Origin of the sequence: Streptomyces sp. NPDC053541, from assembly GCF_044544705.1 — a bacterium.
Lineage (GTDB): Bacteria > Actinomycetota > Actinomycetes > Streptomycetales > Streptomycetaceae > Streptomyces.
In genome coordinates, this window is sequence record NZ_JBITXM010000002.1 from 380,893 (window position 1) to 392,777 (window position 11,885).

Genomic DNA, 11,885 nt, shown 5'->3' on the forward strand with positions numbered 1-11,885 from the left:
GCGTCTCAGACCAGGGTTGTTCGATCCACGATCCGGCACCGCCCGGATCCTCACCCCGCTCATCACGTCCATCGCCGCCCTTGCGCTCCTCAGCGGCCTCGCCGTCCGGCCCGAGGCCTTCGACTCGAGGGCCGAGCCGGTCGGTTACGACTACGACTGGTACGACGAGACCCCCGCCGAACTGTTGCGGCAGGACCAGTGCCTGATGGCCGACGTGCTGCGGCTCGGCGGGCCGGCCATGGCCGCCACGGCGCAGGACGGGCTCAACCAGCCTGCTGACAGGCTCCGCGTGCTCGCCGACCGGCAGCACTGGCAGGACACACCACTCTCGCAGGCGTTCGCGAAGGACAGGGCGGACGCGGACAAGAAGTTGGCCGCCATCAACGCCCTCCAGGAGGGCTGGAAGGCGCCGGTCGAGGGCCTGCCTGCCCCGGGCGGTATGGGCGACACGGAGTTCCACTGGCCCCCCGGCACCGGGGGAGGCCAGAGCTTCTACAGTCAAACGGGCCTGAGCCGGTGGGTCGCCGACCGGTTCTGGAAGAACGAGAGCGACTTCTACCAGGACGCCACGCCCGAGGCCGATGAGGAGACCCGCAAGGCGGTTATCGACCTGGGCACCCCGCTCTACGGCAAGGACCCGGATTCGAGCACGAGCACCGACTGGTCGCGCGACGTCTCGGAGAACGACGGGTTCAAGTGGCTGACACAAGGCCTGCCAGAGCCCATGGGTGCTGACAACGCCCGGTTGTTCCTCGCCTCCGGCGGCTTCCCCCGCACCGCACCCGAACCAGGCACGGCGGAATTCCGCATCGCGGTCGAGGACATGAAGACCCGTTTCTCGACCTGTGCATGGCGTGACCCCATCGATCCCAACAAGGTGCGCGGCCCGGTCTCCGACACGGCCGCCGCCGAATGGCAGCAGGAGATCGCCTCCCAGTCCGTCCAGCGCAACCAGGTCGTGAACGCCGGCACGGAGGCCACCAAGGCACTCGCCGCCGGCGCCGAGGCGCTGGGGCAGATGCTGGGCCACTCGTGGGTGGCCGACCATCTCACCCGCTGGCAGGACTACTGGACCCCGGGCGGCGTCGGCTGGATCGGCGACTCCAGCAGCGCCATTGAACTGCACGCGGCGAAGGGCAAGTGCCTGGACGTCCAGGGCGGCGGCAAGAACAACGGCACCCCGGTCCAGGTCTACACCTGCAACGGCTCGGCGGCACAGCAGTGGCTGCTCGAACCCGGCAACGGGGGCCTGCAACTCCGCAACGTCAACTCCTACAAGTGCCTGGACGTCAACGGCAACAACGCTGCAAACGGGACGAAGATCCAGATCGTCACGTGCAACAGCACACCGGCGCAGATGTGGGACTACACACCCCGGGCCACCACTCCGCTGAAGAGCATCGGCACGGGCAAGTGCGTGAACTTCCCGGCGTACGACCTCGGCAAGGACGCGGTGCTCTGGGACTGCAACGCCACTGGTCCCCAGCAGTTCGACATCAAGCCGTCCGGGCACAAGGGTACCGACAGCCTCTCGTACCCGGAGAAGGCCGACTTCGACCAGGCGGCGAAGGGCATCACGGACGCCCGTGCGGGCGCGAAGAAGCAGCTCGCCCTGCTCAAGGCGCAGGCCACGGCGGCGAAGAACGCCGCCGCCGCTTCCGACGTCGCACTCCAGGCCGCCTACGCCATCGCCGACAAGAACGGCGCGCCGCGGGGGCGTGGCCTGCTGGTCGGCCTGCAGAAGGCGCAGGTCACCAAGGGTGCCGCCGCCGCGCTCGACGCGATGGTGAAGGCCGGCGAGACCGCCGAGGCCGCCACCCGGGCGGCCGCCGGCGACAGCGAGACCATCACCCAGCGGGCGCTCGCCCAGGCCGCGCAGTCGAAGGCGGAGTTTCGCAAGGAAGCCGCTCGGGCGGCCGAGCAGCAGGCGAAGGCAGCCGCCGACGCGGCCAGGCTGCACCGGGACAAGGCGAAGGCGGACAAGGAGACCGCGGAGGCCAAGCTCACCCAAGCCCTGAAGGCCGAGGGCGACGCCAAGGCCGCCGCCGCCGACGCACACGCCAAGCGGCTCGCCGCCGAGGCTGAGGAAGCCACGGCCAAGGCGGAGAAGGAGACCGCCGCCGTCAAGCAGGCCGAGGCCGCTCAGCACAAGACCAACGCGGAGACCCAGGCCAACAAGGCGGAGGAGGCCAAGCAGGCAGCCGAGGCATCAGAGGCCACCGCGGTCGAGAAGAAGAACGCCGCGGTCAAGGCCCGCGACAAGGCCAAGGCGAAGCGGGACGACGCCTGGGAGGCCGAGCAGCGGGCCGACGCGGCCGCTGCGAAGGCCGCCGCGAAGGAGGCGTACGCCCAGGCGCACGAGTCCGACAGCAACGCCAAGGAGTCCCGCGAGGCCGCGGACCAGGCGTCGGCACACGCCGACTCCGCCGAGGCCGCGGCCCGCAAGGCGCGCGGCGAGGCCGACCTGGCCACCGAGGCGGCAGCGGCGGCGGACGCCGCGGCCACCCGGGCCGAGGCGGCAGCCAAGCGCGCCCGCGCCGACGCGGACGGTGCCCAGGCGGCCAAGCTGAAGGCCGACGCCGCCCTGCGGACCGCGACCAGCGCCGCGGCCGACGCCATCGTCGCGAGCCAGGATGCCGCCGTGGAGGCCAGGACCGCGGTCAAACTGGCCGACGAGGCCGAGGTCAAGGCGAAGGACGCCAAAAAACAGGCGGAAACCGCGGGCAAGGAGGCTGCGAACGCGCGCGCGGCGGCGGCGAAGGCCGTCGGCTTCGCCCACGTCACCGCCCAGGCCGCGGTCGACGCCGGAGCCTCCGCGGCACAGGTCGCCAAGCCCGCCAACGACGCGATCCAGCTCGGTTCCCCGTACGTCACCACGGACTCCACCGCCCCCCTGGTGGTCCTGACGGGCCAGGCGTCGAAGACGATCGCCGAGCAGCAGAAGGCCGTCGCTGACGCCCACGCCAAGAACGCAAAGGAGGAGGCGGCCGCTGCCAAGGCCCTCGCGGACGCGGCGGCCGGCGACGCCAAGCAGGCGTACCAACATGCCGCCAACGCGGCCGGATACGCGGCGGACGCCCGCGGCTACGCCAAGGAGGCCCTCGGCTACGCCGCCGACGCCGCCACCGCGGCCGCCAAGGCCGCCGCGTCACTCGCCCGCACGACGGAGTACGACAGGCAGGCAGCCGCCGACGCCGCGGCCGCCGACAAGGCCGCCAGCCGCGCCGAGGGCCACGCCCGCAGCGCCCGTGAATCGGCCGACCAGGCCGCCCTCGACGCCGAAGGCGCCCGCCAGGCCGCGACCCGTGCCGAACAGGCCGCCAAGGACGCCCGCGCGGCGGCGAACCGCGCCGACGCCGCGGCGACCGAGGCCGAACAGGCCGCGAAGGACGCCCAGAAGTACGCGAAGGAGGCGCAGGAGGCGGCCGAGCGGGCGGAGAACGCACGGAAGAATCAGGTGATCACGGAGGGCACCGACGGTATCGGGGGTCTCTTCTACGTCACCCGGGTCGTCACCGTCGGGGACCCGACGGATGTCACGAAGGACAACTGCAACCCGATCTACCACGTCGGCGACTGCAAGATAACCGCCACCATCCACTTCAGGGTCGATCTCGACATCTATCTGTGCACCGAACCGGACGTTCCGGCCACCCAGGCCGGATGCCCGGCATCGGCGACTCTGTTCCTCGGCACGCAGCAGGGGGACAAGATCCAGAGCAAGACGGTGGTGCGCACGATCACCATGGCCGAGTTCAACGCGGGCATCGACCCCGTGGACGTTCTCATCGGCCACTTCATCGGGTGCGGCGAGAAGATCGCGGCCCTGGTCTCACAGGGTGACGGAGGCAGCTGGGGCGACTGTGGCTGGGCGGCTTTCGACATCGGCACCATGGTGTTCGGCGGCAAGGCCATCAAGGCCGCCACTGACGCGCTCAAGGCCATCGACGCCTCCATGCGGACAGGCATCGCGGTCCGGGACGCGCTCGCGGCGCTGAAGGCGATCGAGGGCGTCAACCCCGCCACGGTCGCCGAAGCCGAACGGATGGTGGAGGTGTACGAGGAGGCCAGGACGGCTTGTCGCACCAACAGCTTCCCCGGCAGCACCCAGGTGGTCCTGGCCGACGGCAGCCGCAGGGCTATCCGTGACGTGCACATCGGCGACCTGGTCATGGCCACCGATCCCGTCACCGGTCGTGTTCAGGGCGAACGGGTCACTCGTACGTTCCAGCACCCGGCCGTTGAGCTGGTGGACATCACGCTGACCGGCGGCGACCGGCTGACGACTACACCGGGACACCGCGTGTTCGTCATCGGCCGTGGCTGGACCCACGCCGATGACCTTCGTGCAGGGGACCGCCTACGTGCACCTGATGGAACGCTCCATACGGTGGCCGGGCTGCTGGACCACCGTGAGCAGGGCCCCCGGATGGTCTACGACCTGACGGTTTCCGGCCTGCACACCTTCTACGCGGTCGCCGGCGCAAGCCCGGTGCTGGTCCACAACTGCAACAACCTCGATCTCGACGAGGCGAAGTTCCCGGGCCAGGCGCACACCCTCGAGCATCACGTGCGCCCCGACGAACAGGCGGCGAAGCAGCTCGCCGCCGAGAAGACCGCTGCGCGCGGCAGGCCCACACCGAACTCCGTGTGGGTTGACCAGAAGACAGCCCAGGCGGTTCTCGACCAGGCACTGAACGACAAGGCGGGCATGATCACGAAGTGGATGAGGGACCCGAAGAGATCCGAGCTGACCTGGAGCGGCACGTATGGCCCGAAGGACTCCTCGTTGGGCAAGGTGTACTGGGGTGATCGCGCCACCGAGAACGCGGGCAACGGCTTCTTCATCAAGCTGGTGAAGGCACCCAAGGGCCCAGGAATACCGAAGCACCCTCGTGGCTACTACGTGCAGACCTTCTATCCGGTGTAGGGGTGACAGGCGGTGAACCGATTCAGTGAGTTCGACTTCGGTCTGTCGTGGATCATGACGCAGTTCCATCAGGACTGGCTCCTCGACGCGGACACGGCTGCCGGCCTCGTCGCCAAGTACCTCGCCCATCCGGCCGAACAGGATGTCGTGGCCGTCCGACGCGATGCCGTGGCGCTCCTCGAGAAGCTCCCCTCGAACACGCTGGAGGTGTTGTGGGACGCAGGTGCGGAGTACTTGCCGAGCCGCCGGCTCATCGGGACCGGCACGGAGTGGACGGCGAAGGTCGTCGAGCTGTGTGACGCCCGCCTGTCGACGATGGCGAACGTGCCGGTGCTCTCGGCGGCGGACACGGAGGACGGCTGGGGCCATTCGGACGCGGTGATCGCCGAGATCGAGGCGACACAGTCCCTGGCGGCCGATGTGAGGGCAGGACTGATCGACTGCGCCCGCCTCTGCGCTCCGGAGCTGGCTTTCCGTCTGCTGCTGCGTGTCATGGTGGTGGACCGTGTCACGTCGCTCACCCCGGAGCGCTACGCGAGGCTGGAGGCCATCGGAGCGGACCTCCACTACGGTGAGTTCGTGGTGGACAACGTCAGGTTCCTGATCGACAGCGAATAGATCGGCGTCGATCGGAGGGGTCCGCGGATCCGCTGGACACCGGGTGAACGAAAGTGGGGTGGGAACCCGGCAAGGCCGGCTCCCACCCCACTGTTCGGTCACTGACCCGCCCGTCAGGCGTTCTCGGCGCCGCCCAGGTGGTGGACGCGGACCATGTTCGTGGTGCCGGGGACGCCGGGGGGCGAGCCGGCGGTGATGACCATGGTGTCGCCCGCGTTGTAGCGCTGGAGCTTCAGGAGCTCCGCGTCGACCAGGTCGACCATGGCGTCGGTGTTGTTCACGAAGGGGACCAGGAAGGACTCCACGCCCCAGCTCAGGGTGAGCTGGTTGCGGGTGCCCTCGTCCGTGGTGAAGGCCAGGATCGGCTGGGCCGCGCGGTAGCGGGAGAGGCGGCGGGCCGTGTCGCCGGACTGGGTGAAGGCGACCAGCGCCTTGCCGCCCAGGAAGTCGGCGATCTCGGCGGCCGCGCGGGCCACCGAGCCGCCCTGGGTGCGCGGCTTCTTGCCCGGGACCAGCGGCTGGAGGCCCTTGGAGAGCAGCTCCTCCTCGGCCGCGGCGACGATCTTCGACATCGTCTTCACGGTCTCGATCGGGTAGGCGCCGACCGAGGACTCGGCGGACAGCATGACCGCGTCCGCGCCGTCCAGGATCGCGTTGGCGACGTCGCTCGCCTCGGCGCGGGTCGGCCGCGAGTTGGTGATCATCGACTCCATCATCTGGGTGGCGACGATGACCGGCTTCGCGTTGCGGCGGCACATCTCGACGAGGCGCTTCTGCACCATCGGGACGCGCTCCAGCGGGTACTCCACGGCGAGGTCGCCGCGGGCCACCATGACGGCGTCGAAGGCGGCGACGACCTCCGCCATGTTGTCGACGGCCTGCGGCTTCTCGACCTTGGCGATGACGGGGACCCGGCGGCCCTCCTCGTCCATCACCTTGTGGACGTCCTTGACGTCGGCGGCGTCGCGGACGAAGGACAGCGCGACCATGTCGCAGCCCATCCGCAGCGCGAAGCGCAGGTCCTCGACGTCCTTCTCGGACAGGGCCGGGACGTTGACCGCCGCGCCGGGCAGGTTGATGCCCTTGTGGTCGGAGATGACACCGCCCTCGACGACGATCGTCTTCACCCGCGGGCCCTCGACCTCGACCACCCGCAGCTCGACGTTGCCGTCGTTGATCAGGACCTGGTCACCCTTGGACACGTCGCCGGGCAGGCCCTTGTACGTGGTGCCGCAGATGGACTTGTCGCCGGGGACGTCCTCGGTGGTGATGGTGAACTCGTCACCGCGGACCAGCTCGACGGGACCCTCGGCGAAGGTCTCCAGACGGATCTTGGGGCCCTGGAGGTCGGCGAGCACGCCGACGGCGCGGCCGGTGTCCGCGGCTGCCCTGCGGAGACGGTCGTACCGCTCCTGGTGCTCTGCCTGGGTCCCGTGGCTCATGTTGAATCGGGCCACGTTCATGCCGGCCTCGATGAGAGCCTTCAGCTGCTCATAGGAGTCGACGGCGGGGCCCAGCGTGCAGACGATTTTGGAACGGCGCATACGGCGGATCCTATCGGTTTGTTTCACTGCGGAATATTCCGTCTGGTGGAAAGTACAAATGGGCGGGGGGCCGCTCAGGCGTTCACTTCTCCGTGTCCTGTTCGTGTGCCCCGGACGAGCCCTCCCGCACCAGCGCGTAGCTCTGCCGGGCGATCTCCAGCTCCTCGTCCGTGGGCACCACGGCCACCGCCACCCGCGCGTACTCCGGCGACACGATCCGGGCCTCGTCGGACCGTACGGCGTTCAGCCCGGCGTCCACCGCGAGGCCCAGCTCCTCCAGACCGGCGACGGCGGCCTCCCGCACCGGCGCCGCGTTCTCGCCGACCCCGGCCGTGAACGCCACCGCGTCCACCCGCCCGAGCACCGCGTAATAGGCGCCGATGTACTTCTTCAGCCGGTGCACGTAGACGTCGAAGGCGAGCGCCGCGCGCTCGTCGCCCTCGTCGATCCGGCGCCGGATCTCCCGCATGTCGTTGTCGCCGCACAGCCCGACGAGGCCGGACCTCTTGTTCAGCAGGACGTCGATCTCGTCCGCCGACATGCCCGCCACCCGCATCAGGTGGAAGGTCACCGCCGGGTCGACGTCCCCGGAGCGGGTGCCCATGACCAGGCCCTCCAGCGGGGTCAGCCCCATCGAGGTGTCCACGCACCGGCCGCCGCGCACCGCCGAGGCGGAGGCCCCGTTGCCCAGGTGCAGCACGATCACGTTCACCTCCTCCGGCGCCTTGCCCAGCAGCCTCGCCGTCTCCCGCGACACATAGGCGTGCGAGGTGCCGTGGAAGCCGTAGCGGCGGATCCGGTGCGCGTCCGCCGTCTCCACGTCGATCGCGTAGCGCGCCGCCGCCTCCGGCATCGTCGTGTGGAAGGCGGTGTCGAAGACGGCCACCTGCGGAAGGTCGGGGCGCAGCGCCGTCGCCGTACGGATGCCGACCAGGTTGGCCGGGTTGTGCAGCGGGGCCACCGGCACCAGGCGCTCGATCTCGGCGAGCACGGCGTCGTCGATCACGGTCGGCGCGGTGAAGCGCAGCCCGCCGTGCACCACCCGGTGCCCGATCGCGGCCAGTTCGGGGGAGTCCAGGCCGAGCCCGTCCGCCGCCAGCTCCTCGGAGACCAGCTTCAGCGCCTCCGCGTGGTCGGCGATCGGCCCCGTCCGCTCGCGCTTCCCGCCGCCGCCCGCGAGCAGCGGGGTGTGGACCAGGCGCGAGGTCTCCTCGCCGATCCGCTCGACGAGACCCTGCGCCAGACGCCGGTCGTCGCGCATGTCGAGCAGCTGGTACTTCACCGACGAGGAGCCGGAGTTGAGGACCAGAACACGGGTGGGGGTGGTCATGCGGTGGGCTCCTGACCCTGGGACTGGATCGCCGTGATGGCGACGGTGTTCACGATGTCGCTGACGAGCGCGCCGCGCGAGAGGTCGTTCACCGGCTTGCGCAGACCCTGCAGGACCGGCCCGACGGCGACCGCGCCGGCCGAACGCTGCACGGCCTTGTAGGTGTTGTTGCCGGTGTTGAGGTCCGGGAAGATCAGTACGGTGGCCTGGCCGGCCACCTCCGAGCCCGGCAGCTTGGTGGCCGCGACGGACGGCTCGACCGCCGCGTCGTACTGGATCGGCCCCTCGATCCGCAGCTCGGGCCGGCTCTCGCGGACCAGCTTCGTCGCCTCGCGCACCTTGTCGACGTCGGCGCCGGAGCCCGAGGTGCCGGTGGAGTACGAGAGCATCGCGATCCGCGGCTCCACCCCGAAGCGGGCCGCGGTGGCCGCCGACTGCACGGCGATGTCGGCCAGTTGCTCGGCGTTCGGGTCCGGGTTGACCGCGCAGTCGCCGTACACCAGCACCTTGTCGGCCAGGCACATGAAGAAGACCGAGGAGACGATCGACGCCTCCGGCTTGGTCTTGATGATCTCGAAGGCCGGCCGGATCGTCGCCGCCGTGGAGTGCACCGAGCCCGACACCATGCCGTCGGCCAGGCCCTCCTCGACCATCAGGGTGCCGAAATAGTTCACGTCCGAGACCACGTCGTACGCCAGCTCCACCGTGACGCCCTTGTGGGCGCGCAGCCGCGCGTACTTCTCCGCGAAGGAGTCCCGCAGCTCCGAGGTCTGCGGGTCGATCAGCTGCGTGTCGCCGAGGTCCACGCTCAGGTCGGCGGCCTTCTTGCGGATCGCCTCGACGTCGCCGAGCAGGGTCAGGTCGCAGACGTCGCGGCGGATCAGCACGTCCGCGGCGCGCAGCACCCGCTCCTCGGTGCCCTCGGGCAGCACCACCCGGCGCCGGTCGGCCCGGGCCTGCTCCAGGAGCTCGTGCTCGAACATCATCGGCGTGACCCGGCCGCTGCGCGCCACCGAGATCCGGCGCAGCAGGTCCGCGGTGTCGACGTGCCGCTCGAAGAGGCCGAGCGCGGTCTCCGCCTTGCGCGGGGTCGCCGCGTTCAGCTTGCCCTCCAGAGCGAAGAGTTCGGCGGCGGTGGGGAAGCTGTTGCCCGGCACCGAGATCACCGGGGTGCCGGGCGCGAGCCGGGCCGCCAGGGTGAGGATCTCGTCGCTGGGCCGCTCGTTGAGGGTGAGCAGCACGCCCGCGATCGGCGGGGTGCCGGCCGAGTGCGCGGCGAGCGCGCCGATCACCAGGTCGGCCCGGTCCCCGGGGGTGACCACCAGACAGCCTGGGGTCAGCGCGTTGAGGAAGTTAGGCAGCATCGCGCCGCCGAAGACGAAGTCCAGAGCGTCGCGGGCCAGCCCGGCGTCGTCGCCGAGGACCACGCTCGCGCCGAGCGCGTGGGTGATCTGGGCGACCGTGGGCGCGGCAAGCGCCGGCTCGTCCGGCAGCACGTAGCAGGGGACCGGCAGCCGCGCGCCCAGCCGCTCGGCCAGGGCGGCCCGGTCCTCGCCCGCGACCCGGTTGACGACCATGGCCAGGACGTCGCAGCCCAGCCCGTCGTACGCCCGGAAGGCGTTGCGCGCCTCGGCGCGCACCGACTCCGCGGTCTGGCCCTTGCCGCCGACCACCGGGATCACGGAGGCGCCGAACTCGTTGGCGAGCCGCGCGTTGAGCGCCAGCTCGTCGGGGAGCTGGGTGGCGGCGAAGTCGGTGCCGAGGACCAGGACCACCTCGTAGTCGCGGGCCACCGCGTGGAAGCGGTCCACGAGCCGGGACACCAGCTCGTCGGTGCCCCGCTCGGCCTGCAGGGCGGAGGCCTCGTGGTAGTCCATGCCGTACACGCTGCCCGGGTCCTGGGCCAGCCGGTAGCGGGCGCGCAGCAGCTCGAAGAGGCGGTCGGGGCCGTCGTGCACCAGCGGCCGGAACACCCCCACCCGGTCCACCTGGCGGGTGAGGAGCTCCATGACTCCCAGCTCGACGACCTGGCGGCCGTCTCCGCGGTCGATCCCGGTCACGTACACGCTGCGCGTCACGCCGTGGTCTCCTGTCCGAATTCCCGTGGCGCCCTGTCAACCGGAGGTGACCGGAAAACGCCGATAGAGCGGCAATGCCCTCTTGACAATACCCCCGCGGCTCGATACGACGCCCGCCGGACGAAGGGCCCGGACCCCCCGGGACCAAAGGCCCGGGAGGACCACCGGAAGATCCCCGCGAGGGTGCCCGCACGATCCCCGCGACACCCCCGGAGGCCTTGACGGGCCGGGGGCGCGGAGTAGCAGCGAGCGCGTCGGTGCCGCCGACCGTGTGAGAATCGACAGCGGCTCACCACGTACCACTACCGAGCAGGAGACACAGCACGATGCGCATCGGAGTCCTGACAGCGGGCGGCGACTGTCCCGGCCTGAACGCGGTGATCCGGTCCGTCGTGCACCGGGCCGTCACGCACTACGGCGACGAGGTGATCGGCTTCGAGGACGGCTACGCGGGCCTGCTGGACGGCCGTTACCGCCCGCTCGACCTGAACGCCGTCAGCGGCATCCTCGCCCGCGGCGGCACCATCCTCGGCTCCTCCCGTCTGGAGCGCGCCCGCTTCGCCGCCGCCTGCGCCAACGCCAAGGAGCTCATCGAGAAGAGCGGCTTCGACGCGCTCGTCCCGATCGGCGGCGAGGGCACCCTCACCGCCGCCCGGATGCTGTCCGAGGCCGGCGTCCCGGTCGTCGGCGTCCCCAAGACCATCGACAACGACATCTCCTCCACCGACCGCACCTTCGGCTTCGACACCGCCGTCACCGTGGCCACCGAGGCGATGGACCGCCTCAAGACCACCGCCGAGTCGCACCAGCGGGTCATGGTCGTCGAGGTGATGGGCCGGCACGCCGGCTGGATCGCCCTGGAGTCCGGCATGGCCGGCGGCGCCCACGGCATCTGCCTGCCCGAGCGCCCCTTCGACCCGGCCGACCTGGTGAAGATGGTCGAGGAACGCTTCGCGCGCGGCAAGAAGTTCGCCGTCATCTGCGTCGCCGAGGGCGCCCACCCCGCCGAGGGCACGATGGACTACGGCAAGGGCGAGATCGACCAGTTCGGCCACGAGCGCTTCCAGGGCATCGGCACCGCCCTCGCGTACGAGCTGGAGCGCCGGCTCGGCAAGGAGGCCCGCCCCGTCATCCTCGGCCACGTGCAGCGCGGCGGCACCCCGACCGCGTACGACAGGGTGCTCGCCACCCGCTTCGGCTGGCACGCGGTGGAGGCCGTGCACCGCGGCGACTTCGGCCGGATGACGGCGCTGCGCGGCACCGACGTCGAGATGGTCCCGCTGGCGGAGGCCGTCACCCGGCTGAAGACCGTCCCGGCGGACCGGATGCGCGAGGCCGAGTCGGTCTTCTGACCCGGCCCCCGTTACGGGAACATCCCCCGGCCC

Annotated in this window: 6 protein-coding genes; 3 read left to right on the forward strand and 3 right to left on the reverse strand. The window is 70.8% G+C overall.

Going from position 1 to position 11,885, the window contains the following annotated elements; all coding sequences use genetic code 11:
- Positions 1 to 205: 205 nt before the first annotated feature.
- Together ACIGW2_RS05855 and ACIGW2_RS05860 are read left to right on the forward strand one after the other, a co-directional pair.
- On the forward strand, positions 206 to 4,930 hold the full coding sequence (locus ACIGW2_RS05855) for a ricin-type beta-trefoil lectin domain protein (protein ID WP_399841700.1): 4,725 nt from the start codon (positions 206 to 208) through the stop codon (positions 4,928 to 4,930).
- Between the two features lie 12 nt (positions 4,931 to 4,942).
- Positions 4,943 to 5,548, forward strand: coding sequence for a hypothetical protein (locus tag ACIGW2_RS05860; protein WP_399841347.1), 606 nt, complete (start codon positions 4,943 to 4,945; stop codon positions 5,546 to 5,548).
- A 113-nt stretch (positions 5,549 to 5,661) separates the two neighbouring features.
- On the opposite strand, the gene pyk is transcribed toward ACIGW2_RS05860, so the two are convergent.
- From pyk to pta, 3 genes are all read right to left on the reverse strand, one after another.
- A complete protein-coding gene (pyk, locus tag ACIGW2_RS05865; RefSeq protein WP_361579566.1) occupies positions 5,662 to 7,092 on the reverse strand; it encodes a pyruvate kinase in 1,431 nt (476 codons plus the stop codon).
- Positions 7,093 to 7,174: 82 nt separating this feature from the next.
- Entirely contained in the window at positions 7,175 to 8,422 is a 1,248-nt protein-coding gene (locus ACIGW2_RS05870; RefSeq protein ID WP_399841350.1) for an acetate kinase, read from the reverse strand.
- Positions 8,419 to 10,500, reverse strand: a complete 2,082-nt coding sequence (gene pta, locus ACIGW2_RS05875; protein WP_391652570.1) for a phosphate acetyltransferase — start codon at positions 10,498 to 10,500, stop codon at positions 8,419 to 8,421. Before pta ends, ACIGW2_RS05870 begins: the two co-directional genes overlap by 4 nt.
- Positions 10,501 to 10,826: 326 nt before the next feature.
- Here pta and ACIGW2_RS05880 point away from each other — a divergent pair, with 326 nt between their 5' ends.
- Positions 10,827 to 11,852 (forward strand): ATP-dependent 6-phosphofructokinase, encoded by a 1,026-nt coding sequence (locus ACIGW2_RS05880; protein WP_356068253.1) that lies wholly within the window; start codon positions 10,827 to 10,829, stop codon positions 11,850 to 11,852.
- Positions 11,853 to 11,885 lie beyond the last annotated feature (33 nt).